General features: G+C 68.9%; 22 protein-coding genes. 14 read left to right on the top strand and 8 right to left on the bottom strand.

Annotated features, from left to right (window positions below; genetic code table 11):
* The 5 genes from AC1DEL_RS24730 to AC1DEL_RS24710 all read left to right on the top strand — a co-directional run.
* Window positions 1–627, top strand: a 627-nt coding sequence (locus AC1DEL_RS24730; protein WP_477126322.1) for a T6SS immunity protein Tli4 family protein, incomplete at its 5' end; no start/stop codon positions are given.
* A gap of 13 nt (window positions 628–640) precedes the next feature.
* The gene (locus tag AC1DEL_RS24725) at window positions 641–1,708 is read left to right on the top strand and encodes a T6SS immunity protein Tli4 family protein (protein WP_477126321.1); all 1,068 of its coding nucleotides are present in this window, start codon (window positions 641–643) and stop codon (window positions 1,706–1,708) included.
* A 177-nt stretch (window positions 1,709–1,885) separates the two neighbouring features.
* Window positions 1,886–3,136 carry a cardiolipin synthase ClsB gene (clsB, locus tag AC1DEL_RS24720; RefSeq protein ID WP_477126320.1) on the top strand — a complete coding sequence of 417 codons (1,251 nt, stop codon included), beginning with the start codon at window positions 1,886–1,888 and terminating at the stop codon, window positions 3,134–3,136.
* On the top strand, window positions 3,133–4,098 hold the full coding sequence (locus tag AC1DEL_RS24715) for a lysylphosphatidylglycerol synthase domain-containing protein (protein WP_477126319.1): 966 nt from the start codon (window positions 3,133–3,135) through the stop codon (window positions 4,096–4,098). The genes clsB and AC1DEL_RS24715 overlap by 4 nt, the downstream gene beginning before the upstream one ends.
* A gap of 10 nt (window positions 4,099–4,108) precedes the next feature.
* Window positions 4,109–4,864 carry a PIG-L deacetylase family protein gene (locus AC1DEL_RS24710; protein ID WP_477126318.1) on the top strand — a complete coding sequence of 252 codons (756 nt, stop codon included), beginning with the start codon at window positions 4,109–4,111 and terminating at the stop codon, window positions 4,862–4,864.
* 32 nt (window positions 4,865–4,896) lie between these two features.
* Here AC1DEL_RS24710 and AC1DEL_RS24705 read toward each other — a convergent pair whose 3' ends face one another.
* Window positions 4,897–5,034: a hypothetical protein gene (locus AC1DEL_RS24705; protein WP_177220020.1), complete on the bottom strand. Its 138-nt coding sequence runs from the start codon at window positions 5,032–5,034 to the stop codon at window positions 4,897–4,899.
* A 262-nt stretch (window positions 5,035–5,296) separates the two neighbouring features.
* Here AC1DEL_RS24705 and AC1DEL_RS24700 point away from each other — a divergent pair, with 262 nt between their 5' ends.
* The 6 genes from AC1DEL_RS24700 to AC1DEL_RS24675 all read left to right on the top strand — a co-directional run bounded on the left by AC1DEL_RS24700 (window position 5,297) and on the right by AC1DEL_RS24675 (window position 10,138).
* Window positions 5,297–6,211 carry a tripartite tricarboxylate transporter substrate binding protein gene (locus tag AC1DEL_RS24700; RefSeq protein ID WP_092301578.1) on the top strand — a complete coding sequence of 305 codons (915 nt, stop codon included), beginning with the start codon at window positions 5,297–5,299 and terminating at the stop codon, window positions 6,209–6,211.
* 6 nt (window positions 6,212–6,217) lie between these two features.
* Complete coding sequence (locus AC1DEL_RS24695) at window positions 6,218–7,516, top strand: 3-isopropylmalate dehydratase large subunit (RefSeq protein ID WP_441592525.1); 1,299 nt, start codon at window positions 6,218–6,220, stop codon at window positions 7,514–7,516.
* Window positions 7,513–8,052, top strand: coding sequence for a LeuD/DmdB family oxidoreductase small subunit (locus tag AC1DEL_RS24690; RefSeq protein ID WP_477126317.1), 540 nt, complete (start codon window positions 7,513–7,515; stop codon window positions 8,050–8,052). The genes AC1DEL_RS24695 and AC1DEL_RS24690 overlap by 4 nt, the downstream gene beginning before the upstream one ends.
* Window positions 8,049–8,903: an isocitrate lyase/PEP mutase family protein gene (locus AC1DEL_RS24685; RefSeq protein ID WP_477107544.1), complete on the top strand. Its 855-nt coding sequence runs from the start codon at window positions 8,049–8,051 to the stop codon at window positions 8,901–8,903. Before AC1DEL_RS24690 ends, AC1DEL_RS24685 begins: the two co-directional genes overlap by 4 nt.
* Before the next feature lie 86 nt (window positions 8,904–8,989).
* The gene (locus AC1DEL_RS24680) at window positions 8,990–9,808 is read left to right on the top strand and encodes a GntR family transcriptional regulator (RefSeq protein ID WP_441592528.1); all 819 of its coding nucleotides are present in this window, start codon (window positions 8,990–8,992) and stop codon (window positions 9,806–9,808) included.
* A 144-nt stretch (window positions 9,809–9,952) separates the two neighbouring features.
* Complete coding sequence (locus AC1DEL_RS24675; RefSeq protein ID WP_092301512.1) at window positions 9,953–10,138, top strand: CsbD family protein; 186 nt, start codon at window positions 9,953–9,955, stop codon at window positions 10,136–10,138.
* A gap of 92 nt (window positions 10,139–10,230) precedes the next feature.
* Here AC1DEL_RS24675 and AC1DEL_RS24670 read toward each other — a convergent pair whose 3' ends face one another.
* Genes AC1DEL_RS24670 through AC1DEL_RS24650 form a run of 5 tightly spaced genes read right to left on the bottom strand, consistent with a single transcriptional unit; the run spans window position 10,231 to window position 16,685 of the window.
* Complete coding sequence (locus AC1DEL_RS24670; RefSeq protein ID WP_477126316.1) at window positions 10,231–11,679, bottom strand: FAD-binding oxidoreductase; 1,449 nt, start codon at window positions 11,677–11,679, stop codon at window positions 10,231–10,233.
* 33 nt (window positions 11,680–11,712) lie between these two features.
* Window positions 11,713–12,519 carry a 4-hydroxy-2-oxoheptanedioate aldolase gene (hpaI, locus tag AC1DEL_RS24665; protein ID WP_092301506.1) on the bottom strand — a complete coding sequence of 269 codons (807 nt, stop codon included), beginning with the start codon at window positions 12,517–12,519 and terminating at the stop codon, window positions 11,713–11,715.
* Between the two features lie 37 nt (window positions 12,520–12,556).
* Entirely contained in the window at window positions 12,557–14,032 is a 1,476-nt protein-coding gene (locus AC1DEL_RS24660; protein ID WP_454757642.1) for an NAD-dependent succinate-semialdehyde dehydrogenase, read from the bottom strand.
* A 25-nt stretch (window positions 14,033–14,057) separates the two neighbouring features.
* On the bottom strand, window positions 14,058–15,581 hold the full coding sequence (locus AC1DEL_RS24655; RefSeq protein ID WP_477126315.1) for a UxaA family hydrolase: 1,524 nt from the start codon (window positions 15,579–15,581) through the stop codon (window positions 14,058–14,060).
* 42 nt (window positions 15,582–15,623) lie between these two features.
* Window positions 15,624–16,685 carry a tripartite tricarboxylate transporter substrate binding protein gene (locus AC1DEL_RS24650; protein WP_441592533.1) on the bottom strand — a complete coding sequence of 354 codons (1,062 nt, stop codon included), beginning with the start codon at window positions 16,683–16,685 and terminating at the stop codon, window positions 15,624–15,626.
* Between the two features lie 142 nt (window positions 16,686–16,827).
* On the opposite strand from AC1DEL_RS24650, the gene AC1DEL_RS24645 reads away from it, so the two are divergent.
* Window positions 16,828–17,838 carry a LysR substrate-binding domain-containing protein gene (locus tag AC1DEL_RS24645; RefSeq protein WP_441592534.1) on the top strand — a complete coding sequence of 337 codons (1,011 nt, stop codon included), beginning with the start codon at window positions 16,828–16,830 and terminating at the stop codon, window positions 17,836–17,838.
* Here the strand turns inward: AC1DEL_RS24645 and AC1DEL_RS24640 are convergent.
* Entirely contained in the window at window positions 17,780–19,303 is a 1,524-nt protein-coding gene (locus tag AC1DEL_RS24640) for an amidase (RefSeq protein ID WP_092301490.1), read from the bottom strand. The two genes, AC1DEL_RS24645 and AC1DEL_RS24640, sit on opposite strands and share 59 nt — an antisense overlap.
* A 31-nt stretch (window positions 19,304–19,334) precedes the next feature.
* Window positions 19,335–20,294, bottom strand: a complete 960-nt coding sequence (locus AC1DEL_RS24635; protein WP_092301487.1) for a Bug family tripartite tricarboxylate transporter substrate binding protein — start codon at window positions 20,292–20,294, stop codon at window positions 19,335–19,337.
* A gap of 234 nt (window positions 20,295–20,528) precedes the next feature.
* On the opposite strand from AC1DEL_RS24635, the gene AC1DEL_RS24630 reads away from it, so the two are divergent.
* Together AC1DEL_RS24630 and AC1DEL_RS24625 are read left to right on the top strand one after the other, a co-directional pair.
* The gene (locus AC1DEL_RS24630) at window positions 20,529–21,455 is read left to right on the top strand and encodes a LysR family transcriptional regulator (protein ID WP_092301484.1); all 927 of its coding nucleotides are present in this window, start codon (window positions 20,529–20,531) and stop codon (window positions 21,453–21,455) included.
* 123 nt (window positions 21,456–21,578) lie between these two features.
* Entirely contained in the window at window positions 21,579–22,850 is a 1,272-nt protein-coding gene (locus AC1DEL_RS24625; RefSeq protein ID WP_477126314.1) for an NAD(P)/FAD-dependent oxidoreductase, read from the top strand.
* Window positions 22,851–22,899 lie beyond the last annotated feature (49 nt).

Below are 22,899 nucleotides of genomic sequence, written 5' to 3'. Positions count from 1 at the left end.
GCGTCCGATTTCACCAGCCCCGATCTGGCGGATAACCCGATCGTGCAGCGCATGGAAATCAAGAACAGTGTGCCGCGAAAGGCCAACCATGTCTTTGAACTGCTCACGAATTTTCGCGGCCGGGCCGATGACGAGATTCCAACGGAGCCGGGGCTATGTCTCCCTCGCGGCTTCCTCCGCGGCAAGGCGCGCGAGGAGGAACGAACTAAGTCGAGGTTCCTTCTTGCAAGCCATGAGGATGTCGACTTCACCATCGTGACGGACTCCAGTCTCGTTGAAAGGAGTTCGCTCCTGCAGCGGCATCGTCAGATCGAGGCGGCGTTGTCCCAGATCGAAGGCGGTCGGACGGTTCGTAAAGGAAAGGTCGCATTGACCGGCGTTGACGCCGAGGAATGGCTGTTGGCAGGCCCAAGACCCACCACGGAAGTGGACGGACATCTCTTTGCGCTGGAAGCGAATGCGCTCACGGCCGATGCACAGGGGCCTTTCATACGGCTCGACATGGAGACAGCGAACCCGCTCCCGGACGATCGTCCGCTCGAACGTGCATCGCTGACGGACGCCGAGGCCCTCGCGGTCTGGGACGCCATCTCCCGAACCCTGCGGCCCCGACCGAATGCCTTCTGACGGTGGAGTGCATGTGAAAGCGCGCGCCGCAGCAGCCCTCACACTCTGCGCCACCCTGGCGCTCGGGGCCTGTGGCAAGGCCCCCACGATGTCCATGCCGGAACAACAGGCCGTGGATGCGCTGACCCACAAGCTCATTCCCCATTGCGTCGGACGCTACCTGCTGGAGATGCCGCCGGGCATGACGACGCGCGGCACGACGAAGATTCGCGGCATCATGATCTCCACGCAAGCCATGGCCATCGACGCCTTTCAGGCAGAGATCGCCAAGCGCGGCGCTGAACTCAAGGCCGTGAGGAGCGTCGATGCCGATCCCTTCCTGTACGCGAACACGACGTCGCCAGACGGGCAGCCAGGCTACTTCATGCACCGAGGCGCGGTAGACGCCGATCCGGCCAGGCGGACGCTGGAAGGCTATCGCTGGGAGAACGGCGTCCGCATCCAGATCCAGCGCGAGGCCTGGGATTTCACCGACCCGGACCAGTCCGCCAACCCGCTCGTTGGCAACGTGACGGTCAAGAACAACGTTCCCCAGCGCCGCTTTGAAGTGCTGAACATGCTGGACAGCTTTCGAGGTCTCCCCGCCGGCAGTGTTCCGACGAAGCCCGCGCTCTGCATTCCCGGCGGCTATCTGCTGGGCAAATCCAGGCCGTACGAGTATGTCGATGTGCGCTTCGATCTGCCGTCCTACCCCGGCGTCTCGTTCCACATCCTCACGCATTCCAGCCTGCATGAAGCCCCGTCGCTGCTTGAGCGAGACGGGTTCGATGCGGCCACGGGTGCACCGGACGGCTGGCGCACCCTGCGGAAGGGCGTCGTCAGGCTGCCGATGGAACTGGGCGAGGAATGGCTGATCGGCAGGCCGGCGGGCACGGCAGGGGAGCAGGAACATCTGTTCCGGCTGGAGATCGGCGCGACGGACGGCAGCCCGGACACGCCTTACTTCGCGCTGACGATGCGCAATCGTGGACCTGCCTCGCGTGAAGATCCGTCAACGCCAGCCGCTTTCACCGAGGCGCAGGCGCTGGCCCTCTGGGACGCCGTATCGACAACCCTCCGCCCGCGCCCGAACGCCTTCTAGCCTACCTGCACGTCGATCTCGAAAAGTGACGTCCGCTCCAGCGCTCAATTGCAGCCACAGGTAGCCCCACCCGGTAATCGCTGCAACGTTCTTGCCACTTTCCCGTGCCAGCGCCTTGTTCCGCAAGGCCCGGCGCGGCCCGTCGCCCGCAGGCACCGTTCGTGCTTGGTGCCTGAGATGGGCCCCACATGGACAACCGGAAATCAGTTCCGCCTACTCGAAAACGGGGAAGAATACTTCCCGAGGGTACTGGCGGCCATCGAAGGCGCGCAGCAAAGCGTGCTGCTGGAGACCTTCATCTTGTTCGATGACGAGGTCGGCCAGCCGCTGCGCGACGCGCTGATCGCGGCGGCGCGCCGGGGCATCAGCGTGGCGCTGACGGTCGACGGCTTCGGCTCGGCCGATCTGTCGCCCGCATTCCTGGGCGGACTGGTGGAGGCCGGCGTGGTCGTCCATCTGTTCTCGCCCCGCCGGAGGTTGGTTGGCATGCGTACCAACCTGTTCCGGCGCCTGCACCGCAAGCTGGTCGCCGTGGATGCCAGCGTGGCCTTTGTCGGCGGCATCAACGTCTCGGTCCAGCACCTGATCGATTCCGGCCCGCTGGCCAAGCAGGACTATGCGGTCGAGGTGCAAGGCCCCGCCGCGCGTGAAATCCACGAGTTCCTGCTGGACGCCATCCACGCCAGCTCACCCGGCCCAAAGGCGCCGCCCCGGCGTCCGGTACGCCGGGTGAGCGAGGCTGGTGCGCCCGCTGGCCCCGGCACCGCGCTCCTCGTCACGCGTGACAACGACCGCCACCGCCGCGACATCGAGCGCCAATACCTGCTGGCCATCCGTGGTGCGGAGCGCGAGCTGATCATCGCCAATGCTTACTTCCTGCCCGGTTACCGCCTGCTCCAGGCGATCTGCGATGCCGCCCGGCGCGGTGTGGACGTGCAGCTGATCGTCCAGGGCAACCCGGACATGATGTGGGTCAAGCGCACCGTGGACATGCTGTACGCCCACCTGCGCGAGGCTGGCGTGCGCATTTTCGAGTACTGCGAGCGGCCCTTGCACGGCAAGGTCGCCGTGGTCGATGACGACTGGGCGACGGTCGGATCGAGCAATCTCGATCCGCTGAGCCTGTTCCTGAACCTCGAAGCCAACCTCATCATCCGCGACGCGGACTTTGCCGCCGCGCTGAAGCAGAACCTGCGCACGCGCATGGAAAGCAGCTGCCAGGAAGTGCCGGCCACGCCGGACCGTATCCGCCCGCGCTGGCAAGGGCTGGCCACGGCGCTGGTCTTTCACGCGCTGCGGCGCTTCCCGGCCTGGGCGGGGTGGCTGCCGGCGCATACGCCCAAGCTGCTGACGCCGACGCTGGACGCGCCCCCGTCCGGCTGGCAAGCCGGCGTGCCCACGCCCCCGCGCGAACAGGATTGCCCATGACGATGATCGCCAAGGCGCGCCGGCGCATTCCCTGGAAAGCCGTCAAACGGGTGGCCGGCGTGGCCTTCGTCGTGCTGGTGGCGGTGCTGATCTTCCGCGCGCTGGGCGGCATTGACTGGACCAAGGTGTGGCAGTCGCTGAAGGGCTACGATGCCCGCACGCTGCTGCCAGCCGCCGGGCTGGCGTGCGTGAGCTTCCTGCTCCACGCCTCGTTCGACCTGCTCGGCCGCCACTACACGCGTCACCACCTGTCGACGGTGCGCGTGATGCTGACCGCGTTCATCGCCTACATCTTCAACCTCAATATCGGCGCCGTGGTGGGCGGTCTCGGGGTGCGGCTGCGGCTCTATTCGAAGGCCGAGGTCAGCGGCTCGCAGGTCGCTGGCGTCTACACCATCGCCATTGTCACGAACTGGACTGGCTACATGCTGATCGCCGGCATCGTCTTCAGCCTGTATCCGCCGGGGCTGCCGCCCGCCTGGGGCATCAGCGAACTGGCGCTGCGTGGCCTGGGCGTGCTGATGTTCCTCGCCGGGCTGGCGTACTGGCTGGCCTGCGCGAAGGCTACGCGGCGCCGCATCAAGATTCGCGGGCACGTGTTCAGCCTGCCCAGCCTGCGCTTCGCCCTGCTGCAAAGCGCGCTGTCGATCACCAACTGGATCACGCTCGCCGCCATCATCAACCTGTTGCTGCCGAAGGAGGTCAACCTGGCGGCAGTGCTGAGCGTGCTGCTGATTGGCAGCGTGGCGGGCGCGCTGGCGCATATTCCCGCCGGCCTCGGCGTGCTGGAGACGGTGTTCGTGCTGCTGCTGGGCAATCAGGTGCCCCAGCACACGCTGCTGGCGGCGCTGATCGTCTACCGCGCGCTGTATTACCTGATCCCGATGGTCTTCGCCTCCGCGCTGTACGCGTGGATGGAGATGCGGACTGGGCCGCCGCAGCCGAGAACGGACAGCGCGTAGCCCTGACACCATGGACATTCCTGCCTCGATCATCGTGATTTCGCCGCACCTGGACGATGCCGTGTTCAGTTGCGGCAACCTGATCGCCGCGTGCCCAGCGGCACTGGTCGTGACCGTCTTTGCCGGCGAGCCTGCTGCAACACTTGATGCGCCGGAATGGGACCTTGCCGCCGGGTTCACCAGCGGCGCCCAGGCCGTGCGAGCGCGGCGGCAGGAGGATGGGCGTGCCTTGCGGCGACTGGGTGCCGAGCCGGTCTGGCTGGACTTTCTCGATGGCCAGTACGGCGAGCGGCGCAGCGCGGTGGACATCGCCGTGCGCCTTGGCCGCCTGCTGTCCTTGCAGCAGCGCGCCACCATCGTCGCGCCGATGGGCGTGTATCACCCCGACCACGTCCTCGTGAACGCCGCCTGCATGCTGCTGCGCGAGGCCGTAGCGGTAGACCAGTCGGCGCTGGCCGCCGGCGACGCCGAGACGCTGATCCCCGCCCCCCAGCCGTGGTTGTTCTATGAAGACGCGATCCACCGCTGCATGCCCGGCGCGGTGCAGAGCCGCCTGGCGGGATGGTGGCAGGAGGGCCTGGTTGCCGCGCCCGTGCACCTGCCGGTGTCCCAGCAGCAGCACCGCAAGTCGCAGGCCGTGGAAGCCTACGAGAGCCAGTTGCGGCTGTTCAATGCCCAGCAACTGGCCGATATCAGCGTGCCGGAGCGCTACTGGACCCTCGACCCGCTCGCCAATGCCCGCGGTGCGCGGCCCAATGAGCGGTAGCCGTTACCCAACGTTGTAAGGCTTACCCGGCCCTACCAGTACGTGGCGATGTAGGCCGCCAGCATCAGCGCGATGCCGCCGAGGATCAGCGGATGGGTCCAGACCCGGCGCGGCTTGGCGCGCAAACGGTGCATTTTCTGGTGCTTGTCCTGCACGTCGCCATGAAGCATGGAATCTCCCAGGTGAGTGAGCCCATTCGGGCCAGGTCTCCGCCATGTGCAGATTGCGTGCCACCCCGCCCGGAACTTCGAGCGGAACAGCCGGTCCTGCCGATAGGACCAGCTGGTCCCATTGAACCGCCCCGGCCGCTCCCCTAGAGTCAGTCTCCATAACACCGATACCCACCGGAGACAGGACGTGCACCCCAATCGACGACAATTCCTCGGCCGATTCCTCGGCCATTGCGCCGTGGCCGCAGTGGCCACCGTGGCGATGACCGCGTCCCCGCTGGCCATGGCGCAGGACAAGCCCATCACCATCGTCGTGGGCAGCCCGGCGGGCGGCACCACCGACGCGCTGGCCCGGCTGATCGCCCGCTCGATGGGGGACTCGCTCCATCGCACCGTGGTGGTGGACAACCGGCCCGGCGCGGGCGGCAATATCGCGGCGCAGTACGTGGCGCGCAGCACGCCGGACGGCAGCACGCTGCTGATGAGCTTCACCGGCCACACGATCAACGCCTCGCTCTACAAGAACCTGCCGTTCGATGCCGTGCGTGACTTCACACCCATCACCATGGTGGCGCGGGTGCCCAGCGTGCTGGTGGCGCGCAAGAACGCGCCGTTCGACACCACGGCCGGCCTGATCGACTATGCCAAGCGCAACCCCGGCAAGCTGAGTTTCGCCATCGGCGCGCAGGGCTCGTCGCTGCATCTGGCCAGCGAGCAGTTCAAGCTCCAGACCGGCACGGACATCCTCAACATCCCCTACAAGGGCACCAATCCCGCGCTGACCGACCTGCTCGGCGGCACGGTGGACCTGATGTTCGCGAGCACCGTGAACGTGCTGCCGCACGCGCGCAGCGGCGCGATCAAGATCCTCGGCGTCAGCAGCAAGGACCCGCTGCCGCAGTTCCCCGGCGTGCCGGCCATCGCCGCTACGGTGAAGGGCTTCGAGTCGAGCGCGTGGTTTGGCCTGTTCGGCCCGGCCAAGCTGCCGCCGGCCACGGTCGACCAGCTCTATCGCGCCGTGCGCGTGGCCGTGGAAGACCCGGCCTACCGGCAGCGCATGGAGACCGAGGCGGCCACGGCGGTGAGCATGACGCCGCAGCAGTTTGGACAGTTTGTCCGCAACGATATCCAGCACTGGGCCAAGGTGATTCAGGCGTCTGGCACGAAGGTGGAATAAGTGGGAATGACCGAAAATTCGCCGCAGATCGCGCCGCAGACGTTAGCGCAGAAGCTGCTGGCACGCGCCACGGGGCGCCAGCATGTGTCCCCGGGCGAGATCGTCACGTGTGGCGTGGACCTGGCGATGATGCACGACTCGGGCGGCCCCCGGCGCGTGAAGCCGATGCTCGAGAAGCTCGGTGCCAAGGTCTGGGACCCGGACAAGGTCGTGGTGGTGACCGACCACTACGTGCCCGCCCATGACGCGGACAGCCGGGCCATCGTCCAGCTCGCGCGGGACTGGGTGAAGTCCGCCGGCGTGGCGCGCTTCCACGACATGGAAGGCATCTGCCACGTGGTGCTGCCCGAGAAGGGCTACCTGCGCCCCGGCATGTTCGCGGTGGGCGGCGACAGCCATTCGTGCACCGGCGGCGCGTTCGGCGCGTACATGTTCGGCATCGGCGCCACGGAGATGCTGGGCGTGCTGGTCACGGGCGAGATCTGGGTGCGCGTGCCGGAGACCATCCGCCTGCATTGGCATGGCCGGCTCCAGCCGGGCGTTTCGGCCAAGGACATGATGCTGCGCATGTGCACGCAGCTCGGCATGGATGGCGGCCAGTATCAGGCCGTCGAATACACGGGCGAGGCGGTACGCGCGCTGCCGATGCAGGAGCGCATGACGCTGTCCAATATGACCGTCGAACTGGGCGCGCAGGTCGGCCTGATCGCGCCGGATGCCGTTACGCGGGACTGGCTCGCCCGCGTGGGCGTGGCCGATGCTGACCAGATCGACCTGGCCGCGTGGCAGTCCGACGCGGACGCGCCGTGCCTGGCCGAGCACCGTTTCGACGCCGCCGCGCTGGCCCCGCAGGTCTCCCGCCCGCACAGCCCGGCCGGTGCCGATGACGCCGGCGTGTTCGCCGATGTCTCGGTCGATATCGCCTATATCGGCGCCTGCACCGGCGCCAAGCTCGAAGATTTGCGGATGGCGGCCCACGTGCTGCGCGGCCAGCGCGTGGCCAAGGGCGTGCGCCTGCTGGTGGCGCCGGCCAGCGCGGCCGATCAGGCCCGGGCCGCCGCCGATGGCACGCTCGGCGCGCTGGAGGCCGCCGGGGCCGAATTGCTGCCCAATGCCTGTGGCGCCTGCGCCGGCTACGGCGCCCACCGTTTCGGTGAGGATTCCGTGGCCATCAGCACCACCGCCCGTAATTTCAAGGGGCGGATGGGCGCGGCCTCGTCGCAGGTCTATCTGGCTTCGCCCTACACGGTGGCAGCCTCGGCCATCGCCGGCCGCATCACCGATCCCCGCGAGGTCATGGCATGAACGCCCCCCAGAAACCCGTCTTCGGCCGCGCCTGGGTCTTCGGCGATGACGTCAACACCGACCTGCTGGCGCCCGGCGCCTATATGAAATACGGCATCGGCGAGATCGCCAAACACTGCCTGGAAGCGCTCGATCCCACCTTCGCGCAGGCGGTGCAACCGGGCGATGTGGTGATCGGCGGACGGAACTTCGGTGCCGGATCCTCGCGCGAGCAGGCTGTCGAGGTGCTGCGCCACCTGGGCGTGGCCGCCGTCGTGGCACCCGCGTTCGCCGGCCTGTTCTATCGCAATGGCTTCAACCTCGGCCTGCCGCTGCTGATCTGCCCGGCGGCGGGCGTGGTGCAGCCAGGCCAGCGCGTGCATGCCGATATCGACGCCGCGCGGGTGCATGTGGCCGAGACCGGCGCGGTGCTCGCCTGCGAATCGATTCCGCCACACCTGGTCGCCATGATTCGCGATGGTGGCCTGGTGCCACATCTCGCGCGTAAACTCGCGGCACGACAAATCGGACAGTCCCTCACGGAGGCAACACCATGAATCTCAAGGAACGGCTGCAGGCGCCGGGTATCGTCACCGCACCGGGCGTGTACGACGCCTTCTCGGCGCTGCTGGTGGAGCAGGCCGGCTTCCAGGCCGCCTACCTGTCCGGCGCCAGCATCGCCTACACGCGCTTCGGGCGGCCGGACATCGGCTTCCTGTCGCTGGACGACGTGGCGTCGGTCACGCGCAATATCCGCGAACGAGTGGACCTGCCGCTGATCGTCGATGCCGACACGGGCTTCGGCAACGCGCTCAACGTGATGCAGACCGTGCGGGTGCTGGAGCGCGCCGGCGCCTCGGCGATCCAGTTCGAGGACCAGGCGGCGCCCAAGCGCTGCGGCCACCTGGACGGCAAGACGCTGATTTCGGCCCAGGAAATGGCCGGCAAGATCCGCGCCGCCTGCGACGCCCGCCGTGACGCCAACACGCTGATCGTCGCCCGCACGGACGCCGTGGCGGTAGAGGGCCTGGAGCCCGCGCTGGCCCGGGCGGAGATGTTCGCCGATGCCGGCGCCGACGTGCTGTTCGTGGAGGCYCTGCGCAGCCGCGAGGACATGGGCACGGCCATCGCCCGGCTCGGCCACCGCGCGCCGCTGCTGGCCAATATGGTCGAAGGCGGCAAGACGCCTGTCCTGCCGGCGGCGGAACTCGAGGAAATCGGCTTCCGCATCGTGATTTTCCCCGGCGGCACGGCGCGGGCGCTCAGCTTCGCGCTGCGCGACTACCTCGGCAGCCTGGCCGCCCACGGCACCACCACGCCGTACCTGCCCAAGATGCTGACGTTTGCCGAGCTGAACGAGGTGATCGGCACGCCCGAGATGCTGGCGCTGGGCAAGCGCTACGAATAAGGGGGAGGTTGCCGAGGTTGCGGAGGGGGCGCGGCGCGCGTACCGTGGCGAGATGTTCGTTACGCCACTTTGTTAAGCCACCTGCCATGTTGCCCGATGTCGACATCACGCTGCCCCGGTTCCAGCAGGTTCGCCTGATCCTGCGTGACCGCCTCCGCGCCGGCTTCTACGAGAGCGGGCTGCCCATGCCCGGCGAACGTCAGTTGGCCGAGGAATTCGGCGTGGCGCGCGTGACGGTGCGGTCTGCGCTGGCGCGGCTGCAGGAGGAGGGGCTGGTGGCCCGGCTGCGCGGCAAGGGCACGGTGCCGACCGTGCCGTCCGCGCGCCACGAGGCCCCGCCCGGCGCCGCGCTGGGTACGTCGCACGGCGGCGGCCTGCTCGACAACATCGTCAGCATGAGCCTGCGCACGCGGGTTTCCGTGCTCGAATGGCGCCAGATGGCGGCCCCCGCCCGGGTCAGCGCGGCGCTGGGCCTGCCGCCCGGCGCGCCGGTGCTCAAGGTGGTGCGGGTGCGCAAGTTCAAGACCCATCCCATCGCCTATACCGAGGTCTTCCTGCCCGCCGACCTCGCCGTGGCCATCGATCGCCATACCCTCCAGGACACCCCGATGCTCGTGGCGCTGGAGCAACACGGCGTGGAGGTGGTCTCCGCCGAGCAGACGCTGGGCGCGGCGGCGGCGGACCTGGACGTGGCCCGCATCCTGCGCATCGCACCCGGCGTGCCGCTGTTGCGCGTGTCCCGCGTGGCCAGCGACCGCAACGGCCGGGCCGTGCAGTTCCTGGTGGGCCTGTATCACCCGGAGCGCTACGCCTACCAGATGCGGCTCACGCGCGTGGGGGCGTCTACCAAGGTTTGGATCGACGCGGATCCGTCCACGCAGCCCGCCGCCAGCGACGACGTCTAGGCGGGTTCCGCGCCGACAGCCCATTGGGAAGAAGTCCTACACCCGCCGGGCGCCAGCCTTCCTACACTGTCCATTAGCGCCGTGCCCCCGGGATACCGGAATCCGGGCGCGGACTGTCTCAACCTGACCGATGGAGACCTCACCATGAACAAGGATCAAGTGAAGGGCCGTGTGGAAGAGGCCAAGGGCAAGGCCAAGGAAGTCGCCGGCAAGATGACCGGCAAGACCACGACGGAAATGAAGGGCAAGGCGCAGCAAGTGGCCGGCCGCACCCAGGCCGCGTACGGCGACGCCAAGCAGGACATGAAGGACACGAAGAAGCCGCGCTAAGGCAAGCCGGCCCAGGTCGGTCCAAGCCGGAAAAAAGGGCGCCTGGGCGCCCTTCGGTAACGCAAAAAAGGCGGGGTGGCTCCCCGCCTTCCTTATTTGGGGCTGTCCAACGCCGGCAGCACCCGCCCCGGATTCAGCAAATTCTTCGGGTCCAGCGCCCGTTTCACCTGCCACATCAGTTCGAGTTCGACCTGGGACTTGTATTGCCGCAGGTCGTCGCGCTTGGCCACGCCGATGCCATGTTCGGCCGAGATCGAGCCGTTTTCGGCGTGGGCCAGGCCGTCCACGAGGTCCGAGACGGGCTTGTACCACTGGCCGAGGAAGTCGGCGGCGCTGCGGTCCTTGGGGCGGAGCGGGTTGAAGTGGACGTTGCCGTCGCCCATGTGACCGTAGATGACCATGCGCGTGGCGGGTTCCAGCGCCAGCACGCGGGCGGAGGCGTTGCCGATGAATTCGGCGATGCGCGACAGCGGCACCGAGACGTCGCACTTGATGCTGCCGCCGGTGCGCGTCTGGGCGTCCGAGATTTCCTCGCGGATGCGCCAGAAGGTCTGCGCGTCGGCCCCGCTCGCCGCCACGGCGGCGTCCTTGACCCAGCCGCGCTCCAGGCCGCTTTCCAGGATCTGCATCAGCGTGGCGTTCAGCGCGGCCTCGTCGGCGCCCGAGGTCAGCTCGATCAGCACCATCCAGTCGTGCCGCTCCGCCAGCGGCGAGGCGGTGTCGCCCAGGTACTCGAGCACCAGCTCCAGCGCCGGTGCGGAGATCAGTTCGAACGCGGTCACGGCCGGGCCGGCGATCTGGCGCGCTTCGCCGAGCAGCTTCACGGCGGCGTCCGGGCTTTCCACGGCGATAAAGGCCACCGCCGACGCGCGCGGCTGCGGCATCAGCTTCAGCACGGCGGCCGTGATAATGCCCAGCGTGCCCTCGGCGCCGACGAACAGGTGCTTGAGGTCGTAGCCGGTGTTGTCCTTGCGCAGCCCGCGCAGCGACGAGAACACGCGCCCGTCCGGCAGCACCACTTCCATGCCCAGCACGAGATCGCGCATATTGCCGTAGCGCAGCACGGCCGTGCCGCCGGCGTTGGTGGAGAGGTTGCCGCCGATCTGGCAGGAGCCCTCCGAGCCGATGCGCAGCGGGAACAGCCGCTGGCTGTCCTCGGCGGCGGCGCGGGCGCCGGCCAGCGTCACGCCGGCCTGCACGGTCATGGTGTCGTTGATCGTGTCGATGGCCAGCACGCGGTTCATGCGGCGCAGGTTGATGACCACGGCGGTGCCGCTGTCGTCCGGCACGGCGCCGCCCATCAGCGAGGTGTTGCCGCCCTGCGGCACCACGGGCACCTCGTGGGCGTAGCACCACGCCATGACCGCGCTGACCTGCTCGGTCGTGGACGGCAGCACCACCACGGGCGACTTGCCGCGATACAGGCGGCGATAGTCGGTGACGTACGACTCGGTGTCGGCCGCGTCAGTCAGGCAGCCGGAGGCGCCGACGATGTCTTGCATCGCGGCGAGGATGGTTTCGGGAGAGGGCAGGGCGGTCATCGCTTGGAATTCTGGCAATCAGCAATCAGGCAATCAGTAGGCGGCGCCGGGGCGCGTGGCGGCGGCGGTGGCCGTGTCGGGCAGGAACTCGGCGGCGAGCTTGCGGGCGGCGTTGGCATAGACCAGCACGTCCACGCCGGTGGCGACGAAGGTGCAGCCCAGTTCCAGGTAGCGGCGCGCGAGCGCGGGGTCGGACGTCAGCGTGCCAGCAGCCTTGCCGCTGGCGATGATGGTGCGCATGGCGGCTTCGATCTGCGCCTGCACCTCGGGGTGGCCGGGCTTGCCGCGATGGCCCATGGACGCCGCCAGGTCGGCCGGGCCGATAAACACGCCGTCCACGCCATCGACGGCGCAGATCGCCTCCAGATTCTGCATGGCGGCCACAGTCTCGGCCTGCACCAGCAGGCAGACTTCGTCATCGGCGATGTCGAGGTAGTCCGTACGGGCGCTCCACTGCGACACCCGTGCCACCGCGCTGCCCACGCCGCGCACGCCGAAGGGCGGATAGCGCGTGGCGCGCACCAGCGCCGCCGCCTGCTCGGCGGTATCGACCATCGGCACCAGCAGGGTCCGGGCGCCCACATCCAGCAGCTGCTTGATCAGCGCGGTCTCGCCGGCCACGGCGCGCACCACGGGCTGGGAGCGGTAGGGCGCCAGCGTCTGCAAGGTCTGGAGGATGGTGCGCACGTCGTTGGGCGCGTGCTCGCCGTCGATCAGCAGCCAGTCGAAACCGGCCGTGGCCGTGATTTCCGCCAGGTAGGGCGTGGCGGCGGACATCCACAGGCCGATCTGGGCCTGGCGCGCGGCCAGGGCGGCCTTGAAGGGGTTGTGGGCGGGCATCGGGAATCTCCTCTTTTATGGGTTCAGGGCAGGGGCGTCAGAGCAGCTGGCCCTGGCAGAGGTACTTAGTATGCATGTAGTCGTCCAGGCCGTGGCGAGATCCCTCGCGCCCGTAGCCGGATTCCTTCACGCCGCCGAACGGCGCCGCCTCGGACGCCAGCGCGCCCTCGTTGATGCCGACGATGCCGGTTTCCAGCGCCTGCGCCACGCGCCAGATGCGCCGCACATCGTTCGAATAGAAGTACGCGGCCAGTCCGAACGGGGTGTCGTTGGCGTGGCGGACTACCTCGTCCTCGTCGTGGAAGCGGAACACCGGCGCCACCGGGCCGAAGGTTTCCTCGCCGGCCAGCGCCATCGCCGGGGTGGCGTTCACGAGCACGGTGGGCGCGTAGTAGTGGGGGCCGTCGGCGGTGCGCACGCGCGTGCCGCCGGTGACCACCTGCGCGCCATGGGCGACGGCATCCTGCACATGGCGGTCGATCTTGTCCACGGCGCGGGCGTTGATCATCGGGCCGATCTGCGCGGCCGGCTCGGTGGCCGGGCCCACGTGCAGCGCCTGCACGCGGGCGGCCAGCCGTGCGACGAAGTCGTCATGCACGGCGTCCTGCACGTAGACGCGGTTCGGGCACACGCAGGTCTGGCCGCCGTTGCGGAACTTGGCGGCCATCAGGCCGTCCACGGCGGCGTCCAGGTCGGCATCGTCGAAGACGATGAACGGCGCGTTGCCGCCCAGCTCCAGCGACAGCTTCTTGAGCGTGCCGGCCGACTCGCGGGCCAGATGCTTGCCCACCGGCGTGGAGCCGGTGAAGGTGATCTTGCGCACGCGCGGATCGGCCAGCCAGCTATCCACCACGGCCGGCGTGTGTTCGCGCGAAGCCGTGACGATATTGAGCACGCCCGCCGGCAGCCCGGCCTGCTGGGCCAGCCAGACCAGCGCCAGCGCGGTCAGCGGGGTGTCCTCGGCCGGCTTGGCCACCACGGTGCAGCCGGCCGCCAGCGCCGGGGCGATCTTGCGTGCGATCATCGCCAGCGGGAAATTCCACGGCGTGATGGCGGCCACCACGCCCACCGGCTCCTTGATCACCAGCATCTTGCGGCCCGGCACGGCCTCGGCAATCACGTCGCCGCAGATGCGCGTGGCTTCCTCCGCGAACCATTCGACGTAAGACGCCCCGTAGCGCACCTCGCCCGTGCTCTCGTGCAGTGGCTTGCCCTGCTCGGCGGAGATGATGCGGGCGAGATCCGCCTCATGCGCAAGGATCAGCGCGTGCCAGCGCTTGATGATCTGCGCGCGCTCCCGGGCGGTGCGGCGGCTCCAGGCGGGGAAGGCGGCTGCGGCGGCATCCGCGGCCAGCGCGGCATCGGCGGCGTGGCTGTCCGGCACGCTGGCGATGACCTCGCCGGTGGCCGGGTTGGTCACGGCCAGCCGCTGGCCGGCGCGGGCATCGGACCATTCCTGGCCGACGAGGTTCTGCGAACGCAACAGGTCCGCCTGAGCGAGGGAATCAAGCATGGGTGCGGGGACGGTGGATGAAGGGTTAGCTGACGATGCCGAGATGCCAGGGCACGAATTCATGGTCGCCCAGGCCCAGCAGCTCGCTCTTGGTGGCTTCGCCGGAGGCGGCGCGCAGGATATGGGCGAAGATCCGCTCGCCCATCTGCGCCACGCTCAGTTCGCCGTCGAGCACGAGGCCGCAGTTGATGTCCATGTCCTCTTCCAGCCGGTGGAACATCGGCGAGTTGGAGGCCAGCTTGATCGTCGGCGCCGGCTTGGAGCCGAACATCGACCCCCGCCCGGTGGTGAAGCAGATCAGGTTGGCGCCGCTGGCGATCTGGCCCGTGGCGGCCACCGGGTCGTAGCCGGGCGAGTCCATGAAGACGAAGCCGGCCTGATCGATCGGCTCGGCGTACTCGTACACGGCCTGCAGTGGCGTGGTGCCGCCCTTCATGGCCGAGCCGAGCGACTTCTCGAAGATGTTGGCGAGGCCGCCCTGCTGGTTGCCGTGGCCCACCACGCCGTTGAACTGGGCGTTGTGGCCGGCGGTGTAGCGCGCCCACCAGGCGAGGCGGTCAAGCAGCTTCTGGCCGACTTCGGGCGTCACGGCGCGGCGCGTGAGCATGTATTCCACGCCGTGGATCTCGGGCGTCTCGGAGAGGATGGCCGTGCCGCCGTGGCGCACCAGGATGTCCATGGCCGCGCCGAGCGCCGGGTTGGCGGTGATGCCCGAGAAGCCGTCCGATCCGCCGCATTCCAGCCCGATCTTGAGATGGCTGGCCGGCACCGGCTGCCGCGTGGCGGCATTGGCGGCGGGCAGCATGGCCTCGATCGCCCGGATGCCGGCGGCGATGGTTTCGCGCGTGCCGCCGGTGTCCTGCATCACCAGCGTGTGGAGGTTCTCGCCCGGCACCAGCCCCTGCGAGTCGACCAGCGAGGCCACCTGGTTGCGCTCGCACCCGAGCCCGACGATCAGCACGCCAGCCAGGTTCGGATGGCGCGCGTAGCCGGCCAGCGTGCGGCGCAGCACATCGAAATGCTCGCTGGGGGAGGACATGCCGCAGCCGCTGCTCTGGGCGAAGGCGGCCACCCCATCGACATTCGGATACGCCGCCAGCCGCTCCGGCGTGAAGTGCGCGGCAATGTGCTTGATCACCGTGGCCGAACAGTTCACCGAGGACAGGATGCCGATGAAGTTGCGCGTGCCGACCCGGCCATCCGGGCGGACGTAGCCCATGAAGGTGGCGCGCTCGGCCTCGGGCACGTACTGCACCGGGCGCACGTCGCGGCAGAACTCGGGGTCGCGGTAGAAGTCCACCAGCCGCAGGTTGTGGCTGTGCACGTGCTCCCCGGCGGCGATGTCGCGGTCAGCCACGCCGATCACGGTGTCGTACTTGCGCACGGCCTCGCCCTGGGCAATGGCGCGCGCGGCAATCTTGTGGCCGGCCGGCACCTGCGCGCGGGCGCGCACGCCCAGGTCGGGCAGGGGCTGGCCCAGCGTGAGGTCGCTGCGCGCGATCAGCACGTTGTCGTTGGCATGGAGCCGGATGACGGGGTTCGGATTCACGATGGACGTTGCCGTTCAAAAATGCGTTGGGATCAGCTCAGGTCAGCTCTGCTGAAGCATTTCCTTCAGTTTCAGGCGCTGGATCAACTGGGTTTCCTGGTCGTAGACCGTGGACACGTACTTCTTGTAGTCCGGTCCGTCGAGGTACATCACGGGCGCGTCGATGCGGGCGGCCACGGCCTTGAACTCGTTGCTGGCCACGGCGGCGCGGAAGGCCTCGCGCAGCTTCTTCTCGATGGCCGGCGGCAGGCCCTTGGGCGCGCCGATGCCGTTGGGGGCCTCCACCACCACGTTGTAGCCCAGCTCCTTGAGCGTGGGCGTGCTGGCGAAGCGCGGCGTGCGCTGCTCGCCCCAGGTGGCCAGCAGGCGCAGCTTGCCGGCCTCCACATGCGGTGCCCACGAGCTGGAGTCCGCCAGCAGGTCCACCTGACCGGCCAGCACGTCCTGCAGCGCCTGCGAGCCGCCCTTGTAGGCGATGGCGTTGAACTTGACGCCGGCCGCCATCGCAAACTGCTCCATGCCCACGTGCGTGGCGCCGCCGATGCCGGCGTGCGCATAGGTCAGCTTGCCCGGGTCCGCCTTGGCGGCGGCAATCACGTCCTGCAGCGTGTGGAAGCGGGAATTGGCCGGCACGGCGATGCCGAAGGTCTGGCCGGAGGTGCGCGCCAGATAGGTCAGCTCGGTGCGCGGGTCCAGTTGCAGCATGCCAAGCTGGGAGAAGCGCGTGACGGAGATCGGGATCTGGCCGATGGTGTAGCCGTCCGGGTTGGCGCGCGCCAGCGCCTTGGTGCCGATCATGCCGGACGCGCCGGCCTGGTTTTCCACCACCACCGACTGGCCGAGCAGGCCGGCCGCCACCTGGCACAGCGCGCGCATCGACTGGTCCGCCGTGCCGCCCACGGGCCACGGGCAGATGAACTTGATCGGGCGCTCGGGGTAGGCCGCCGCGGCGCGGGCGCCGCTCGGCAGGATCAGCCCGGCGGTGCCGGTGGCAGCCGCCACGGCGCTGGCCGCACCGCCCAGCAACAGCCGGCGGCGGGCGAGACTGGTCGGCAGTTCTGAAGGGGAAGCGATGAGGGAAGCGGTGGGGATACCGTGTGGCATGTTGTCTCCGTCTCTTTTGTGTTTGCGTTCTGGGCGATGGTGCTTTGCCATCGCCATGCCCTCATTGTGGGCATGTCAGTCATAACAATCCAATCAAGAAATGGCATTGCTTCATAACCTTAAGGTTAGATAGACTGCCCGGATGGCCCATATCGACCGCGCGCTGCGCTCCAATATCAAGCTGCGCCACCTGCAACTGCTGGTGGCGCTGGACGAATTCCGCCATCTGGGCCGCACGGCCGAGTTCCTGGCAGTGAGCCAGCCGGCGGTGTCCAAGGTGCTGGCCGAGGTGGAGAAGATGCTGGGCATGACGCTGTTCACGCGCTCCACGCGCGGCACGGAGCCCACGCCGGCGGGGGAATCGCTGGTGCGCTTCGCGCGTTCGGTGCTGGCGCAGTACGAGGTCACGCGCGACGAGATCGAGTCCGTGGCCAGCGGCGCCGCCGGCCGGGTGCGGGTGGGGTCGATGGGCGCTGCGCTGCCGGTGCTGCTGGCGCGCGCCGTCACGCGGCTCAAGACGCAGTCCCCGCGCGCCACGGTGCTGGTGGAGGAGGGCGACCTGACGCACCTGCTGCCGCGCCTGCGCCTGAGCGAACTGGATGTGATCGTGGGGCGGCTGGAGCCCGCCTACGCGGCGCCGGATCTGGTGACCGAGCCGCTCTATGACGAGCCGATGGTGGCTATCGTCGGCGCCGGTCATCCGCTCGCCGGCAAGGCCCGGCCGGACTGGGCCGACCTCGCGGCCATGCCCTGCGTGCTGCCGCCGCCGTGGGCGTCGTTGCGCGTGAAGATCGAACAGACCTTTTTCCGGCACGGCCAGCAGCCGCCTGCCGATGTGATGGAATCGTCATCCTATCTGGCCGTGACGACCTTCGTCGCCCAGCGCGGCGCGGCAGGGTTCGTGGCGAGGTCGGTGGGGCAGCAGCTGGAGGCGGAAGGGCGCTTCCATGTGCTGCCGCTGGACGTGGAGGTGGCGTTGCCGCCCGTGGGCCTGATCCGGCTGCGCGAGCGCCGGCAGGCCCCGAGCGCGGAGCAGTTGATCGACTGCCTCCGGGCGGAGGCAGCGTCGATCCAATCGTCTGGTCAATCGTCGATCAAACCGCCGAAACGTCCCGCGCCGGCTCCGTCGCGCCGGACAACGGCGGATCGGTAACGATGGAGCGCAGCGCCGGTTCGGGCGCGGCCAGCGCGGCCAGGTCCGGCACCGGGCGGCGCAGGGCGGGCGAGGTGGCGAAGGCGGTTTCCATCGCCTGCGCCACGCCCAGCGTCTGCCGGTCCGCGCGGAAGCCACCCGTCACCTGAAGCCCGAACGGCATGCCGGCGAGGTCGGTGCCGCAGGGCAGCGCGATCGACGGATGCGTGGTCAGCGTGACCACATAGGTCAGCGCCAGCCAGCGGTAGTAGTTGGCCTGCGGCTGGCCGCCCACGGTGTCGGCGTAGAGGCGCGTCCACGGGAACGGGGAGACCGGCGTGGTCGGCGACAGGATCACGTCATAGTCCCGATACGCGGCCTGGAAGCGCTGCAAAATGCGCGTCTGCTCGGCCTGTGCCCACGCGCTGTCCACCAGCGACATGCGCGCGCCCATCTCGTAATTCGCACGGGTATTCGGCCCCAGGCTCGACGGATCGCGCGTGTAGGCGTCGTGCATGCCGGCCACGAAGCTCTCGGCGCGCAGCACGTCGAAGCAACGGTGTACATCGCCCAGATCGAACGCCACCGGCTCGCAGGTGCGGAACAGGTGCTTCATCGCGGCGATCTTGGCGCGGAAGGTCTGGCGGATGTCGTCATCCACATCGCAGCAGCCGAAGTCCTCGGTGTAGCCCACGCGCAGCGAGCCCAGGTCGACGTTGGCCGGCACCAGAAAACCAAGCGGATCGCTCTCGTAACTCAGCGGGTCCGTCACCGACATTCCGGCCGAGGCGGCCAACTGCAGGCAGGCATCGGCCACCGTGCGGCCCATCGGGCCGACCACCGAGATCGGCGTCCAGCCCAGCAGCTTGCGCGAACTCGGCACCAGCCCCGGCGAAGGCCGGAAGCCCACCACGCCGCACTTGGCGGCCGGAATGCGCAGCGAGCCGCCCGTGTCCGAGCCGGTGCAGACCGGCAGGAAGTCCGCCGCCAGCGCGGCGGCCGAGCCGCCCGAGGACCCGCCGGCATTGAGATTCGGATTGAACGGATTGCCGGTGGCGCCCCAGACCACGTTGCGCGAATTGGCGCCGGCGCCCATCTCGGGCACGTTGGTCTTCGCCGTGACGATGGCGCCGGCGGCGCGCAGGCGGGCCACCAGCACGTTGTCCTGCGCCGGCACATTGCCGCGATACAGCGGCGAGCCGAAGGTGGTCAGCAGGCCAGCGGTGGCCTCCAGATCCTTCACGCCGAGCGGCAGGCCGTGCAGCAGGCCGAGCGGCTCGCCGCGCATCACGGCGCGTTCGGCTTCGCGCGCCTGCTCGCGGGCGCGCTCGAAGTCCGTGGCCGTAATCGCGTTGATCTTCGGGTTGTAGGCCTCGATCCGCGCGATGCAGGCATCGAGCAGTGCGACGGGCGAGATTTCCTTGTTGCCGATCAGGCGGCGCAGTTCCACTGCCGACAAGGTCGGCAGGCTGTCTTGCAGGGGCATGCTGTCTCCGGAGCCAGGCGTCAGGGTTGGGTTACTCGGCCTGGATATTGGCGGCGCGCGCGATGGCGCGCATCTGGGGCGTTTCCTTGACGATCTTCGCGGCCACCTGCGCGCCGGTGGCGTAGGTCGGCTCGAAGCCGTTGTCGATCAGCTTCTGGCGCGTGGCGGGGTCCGCCACCACTTCGCCGAGGGTCTTCTCCAGCTTGGCCTTCACCTCGGCGGGCACGCCGGCCGGGGCGACGATCACGAGCCACGTGGCGGCGTCCATGCCGGGGTAGCCGCTCTCGGCCACCGTGGGCACGTCCGGCAGCAGGGCCGAGCGCTTGGCCGTGGTCACGGCAATCGCCTTGACCTTGCCGGCCTTCACCTGCGGGATGGCGGCGGTGACGGTGTCCATGCTGAACGGGATCTGGCCGCCGATCAGGTCGGTCATGGCCGGCGCGCTGCCCTTGTATGGCACGTGGAGCATCTTGGTGCCGGTGAGGGTTTGCAGCGCCTCGCCCGCGAAGTGCGCCGTGGTGCCGGCGCCGAACGAGCCATAGGAATACTTGCCCGGCGAGGGTTTGACCATCGCCACGTATTCCTTGAGGTTGTTGGCCGGCGTGTCGCGGTTGGCCAGCAGGATCAGCCCGGTCACGCCCACCTGGGCCACGGGGTCGAAGCTCTTGATCGGGTCGTACGGCAGCTTGGCGTGGATGGCCGGGTTGACCGTGAAGGTGGTGCCGGAGGTAACCAGCAGCGTGTAGCCGTCAGGTGCCGCCTTCGCCACGAAACTGGCGCCAACGATGGTGCCTGCGCCGGGTCGGTTGTCCACCACCACGGTCTGGCCGAGCCGTTCACCGAGCTTCTGGCCAACGATGCGGCCGATCACGTCGGTGGAGCCGCCCGGCGGGAACGGAATCACGAGTTGGATCGGCTTGGTCGGATATCCGCCCTGCGCGGCGGCGGTGCCGGCCACGCTGGCCAGGCCGAGCGCGAGGGCGCCGGCCATGGGGGCCAGCGTCAGGCGACGGCCACGCGAAAATCGATTCGAAAGACGGGGGGCGGGGAAAAGCATGAACAGGCTCCGGCAGTAGAGAGAAAGGACACGTCACAGGCTTCGTTGGATCTCATCGTAAGCCGGTCCATGCTTGCGGTGTGCGCAATCTTTCGAATATTCGATTGCCATATCGGCAATCTTCGCTAGACTGGCGACGTTGATGTCACGTGTCATCCCGGAGATTCCATGTCGTATCGCACCCTGCAGGAAACCGCCGTCCGCTACTTCCTGGAAGTGGTGCGGACGGGGTCGGTCAAGGACGCCGCGCTGAAGCTGAACGTGGCGCCCTCCGCCGTGAGCCGGCAGGTGGCGCGGCTGGAGGCCGAACTGGACACCCTGTTGTTCGACCGCCGCGCACGCGGGCTGGTGCCCAATGCGGCGGGCGAATTGCTGGCCGCCTACGCCAAGCGCACGCAACAGGACATCGAGCGGGTGACCGGCGACATCCAGGCCCTGCGCGGCCTGCGCGCCGGCCGGGTGCGGCTGGCCAGCGTGGCCGGGCTGGCGCACGAGTTCCTGCCCTCGCTCGCGGCGGCGTTCCGCGCCCAGCACACCGGCATCCGCTTCGATCTCGAGGTCTGCCCGCAGGCTGACGTGGCGCGCCGCATTCGCGACGGTGAGGCCGATATCGGCGTGACCCTGAGCGGGCTGCCCGAGCCGAGCATCGAGGTGGAACTGCGCCATCCGGCGCCGGTGCTGGCCATCATGGCGCCCGACCATCCGCTGGCCAGCCAGCGCCAGATCTCGCTCTCGCAGGTGGTGGCCTACCCGCTGGCGCTGGCGCCCGCGGACAGCTCGCTGCGCCAGTTGCTGGACACCAGTTGCAGCCGACAGGGCCTGAACTACGAAACCATATTTTCCAGCAATTACCTTGATTCACTGGTGTCGTTCGCGGCGGCAGGCGGGGGCGCGATCACGTTCTATGGCGAGGTGTCCGTGCGCAGCCGGCTGGCCGCCGGGCTGATCGCCGCCGTGCCACTGCGCGACCGCGAGATGAACGAGCGCTATATCGAGATCCAGACCCTGGCCAAGCGCAACCTGCCCGAGGCAGCCCGGGCCTTCCTCCAGCAATTGACCGATTCGCTGACCGGCATGGGGGATCTCCATGATTGACATGGATTGCCAAACCGGCAATCGAGTCTTCGATTCATTGCACATCATGGATGCACCGCCGCCCGGCCTGCCTTGGCAGAATCGTGGCTGACACCGCCCCCCTCTATATAGATACCTCTCGATATGACCGATTCGTCCGCGCCCGGTAACCCTTCCTCCACCGCAGTGATCGTCCTGGGCGCCGGCATCGTGGGCGTCTCCACCGCGCTGGCCTTGCAGCAGCGCGGCCACGCGGTCTGTCTGGTCGATCGGCAGGCGCCGGGCCGGGCCACCTCCTACGGCAATTGCGGCATCCTCCAGCGCGAGGCGGTGCGGCCCTACGCCTTCCCCCGCGACTGGCAGGCGCTGCTGCGCGTGGCCACGGGGCAGGGCAACGACGTGCACTACCACCTGCGCGCGCTGCCGGCACTGGTGCCGGCGCTGGCCCGCTACTGGCATGCCTCGGCGCCCGCGCGCTATGCCGGCACGGTGGCGGCCTACAGCGCCCTGATCCGCCATTGCCTCGATGAACACGCGCCGTGGATTGCCCGGGCCGGGGCGCAGGACCTCGTCCGCCACGATGGCTGGCTGGAGGCCTACCGCAGCGAGGCCGAGTTCGATGCCGCCGCCCGCGACGCCACGGCCGTGGCCGCCGACCATGCGCTCGATCACGCCCTGCTGGACCGCGCGGCGCTGCAGCAGGCCGAGCCGGCCCTGCGCGACGTGCTGGCCGGCGCCATCCACTGGCGCGACCCATGGACCGTGAGCGATCCCGGCGAACTGGTCGCCCGCTATGCCGCGCTGTTCGAGCGCCAGGGCGGCACCTTCTGCCATGGCGACGCCGCCACGCTGCGCGCCAGCGGTTCGGGCTGGCAGGTGTCTACGGAGGACGGCAAGGTCGAGGCGGCGCAGGCCGTAATCGCGCTGGGGCCGTGGGCGGCGGATCTGACCACGCGGCTGGGCTATCGGCTGCCGCTATTCGTAAAACGCGGCTATCACCGCCACTATGCGACCGGGGCGATGCCGTCCAAGCCGGTGCTGGACGCCGAGAACGGCGTGCTGCTGGTGCCGATGCGGCAGGGCCTGCGCGTGACAACGGGCGCGGAGTTCGCCCATCGCGACGCACCGCCCACGCCGGTCCAGTCCGGCCGGGCCGAGCAGATCGCGGCGCAGATGGTGCGGCTGGGCGCCCCCGTGGAGGCGCAGCCGTGGATGGGTGCCCGCCCGTGCATCGCGGACATGCTGCCCGTGGTGGGCCGCGCGCCGCGCCATCCCGGCCTCTGGTTCCATTTCGGGCATGGCCATCAGGGGCTGACGCTTGGGCCGGCCACCGCCCGGCTGCTGGCCGAGCTGTTCGACGGGGACGCGACGTATGTCGACGCCGCACCGTACGATCCGCGTCGGTTTGGAGATTGAGTGGGCCGGACTTCGTCCGAGACGCCGACCCTCTCCCCCGGCCCCTCTC

It is taken from the genome of Cupriavidus sp. 10L43_2 (assembly GCF_056395265.1).
This window is presented reverse-complemented; position numbering and strand designations above follow the sequence as displayed.

Coding starts and splice junctions, on each gene's coding strand:
- hpaI (WP_092301506.1), bottom strand. CDS start 12,519: ATGCCCGCCCACAACCCCTTCAAGGCCGCCCTGGCCGCGCGCCAGGCC.
- AC1DEL_RS24690 (WP_477126317.1), top strand. CDS start 7,513: ATGAACGCCCCCCAGAAACCCGTCTTCGGCCGCGCCTGGGTCTTCGGC.
- AC1DEL_RS24635 (WP_092301487.1), bottom strand. CDS start 20,294: ATGGCCGGCGCCCTCGCGCTCGGCCTGGCCAGCGTGGCCGGCACCGCC.
- AC1DEL_RS24630 (WP_092301484.1), top strand. CDS start 20,529: ATGTCGTATCGCACCCTGCAGGAAACCGCCGTCCGCTACTTCCTGGAA.
- AC1DEL_RS24645 (WP_441592534.1), top strand. CDS start 16,828: ATGGCCCATATCGACCGCGCGCTGCGCTCCAATATCAAGCTGCGCCAC.
- AC1DEL_RS24670 (WP_477126316.1), bottom strand. CDS start 11,679: ATGACCGCCCTGCCCTCTCCCGAAACCATCCTCGCCGCGATGCAAGAC.
- AC1DEL_RS24650 (WP_441592533.1), bottom strand. CDS start 16,685: ATGCCACACGGTATCCCCACCGCTTCCCTCATCGCTTCCCCTTCAGAA.
- AC1DEL_RS24710 (WP_477126318.1), top strand. CDS start 4,109: ATGGACATTCCTGCCTCGATCATCGTGATTTCGCCGCACCTGGACGAT.
- AC1DEL_RS24715 (WP_477126319.1), top strand. CDS start 3,133: ATGACGATGATCGCCAAGGCGCGCCGGCGCATTCCCTGGAAAGCCGTC.
- AC1DEL_RS24640 (WP_092301490.1), bottom strand. CDS start 19,303: ATGCCCCTGCAAGACAGCCTGCCGACCTTGTCGGCAGTGGAACTGCGC.
- AC1DEL_RS24660 (WP_454757642.1), bottom strand. CDS start 14,032: ATGCTTGATTCCCTCGCTCAGGCGGACCTGTTGCGTTCGCAGAACCTC.
- AC1DEL_RS24675 (WP_092301512.1), top strand. CDS start 9,953: ATGAACAAGGATCAAGTGAAGGGCCGTGTGGAAGAGGCCAAGGGCAAG.
- AC1DEL_RS24700 (WP_092301578.1), top strand. CDS start 5,297: ATGACCGCGTCCCCGCTGGCCATGGCGCAGGACAAGCCCATCACCATC.
- clsB (WP_477126320.1), top strand. CDS start 1,886: ATGGGCCCCACATGGACAACCGGAAATCAGTTCCGCCTACTCGAAAAC.
- AC1DEL_RS24625 (WP_477126314.1), top strand. CDS start 21,579: ATGACCGATTCGTCCGCGCCCGGTAACCCTTCCTCCACCGCAGTGATC.
- AC1DEL_RS24695 (WP_441592525.1), top strand. CDS start 6,218: ATGACCGAAAATTCGCCGCAGATCGCGCCGCAGACGTTAGCGCAGAAG.
- AC1DEL_RS24705 (WP_177220020.1), bottom strand. CDS start 5,034: ATGCTTCATGGCGACGTGCAGGACAAGCACCAGAAAATGCACCGTTTG.
- AC1DEL_RS24680 (WP_441592528.1), top strand. CDS start 8,990: ATGTTGCCCGATGTCGACATCACGCTGCCCCGGTTCCAGCAGGTTCGC.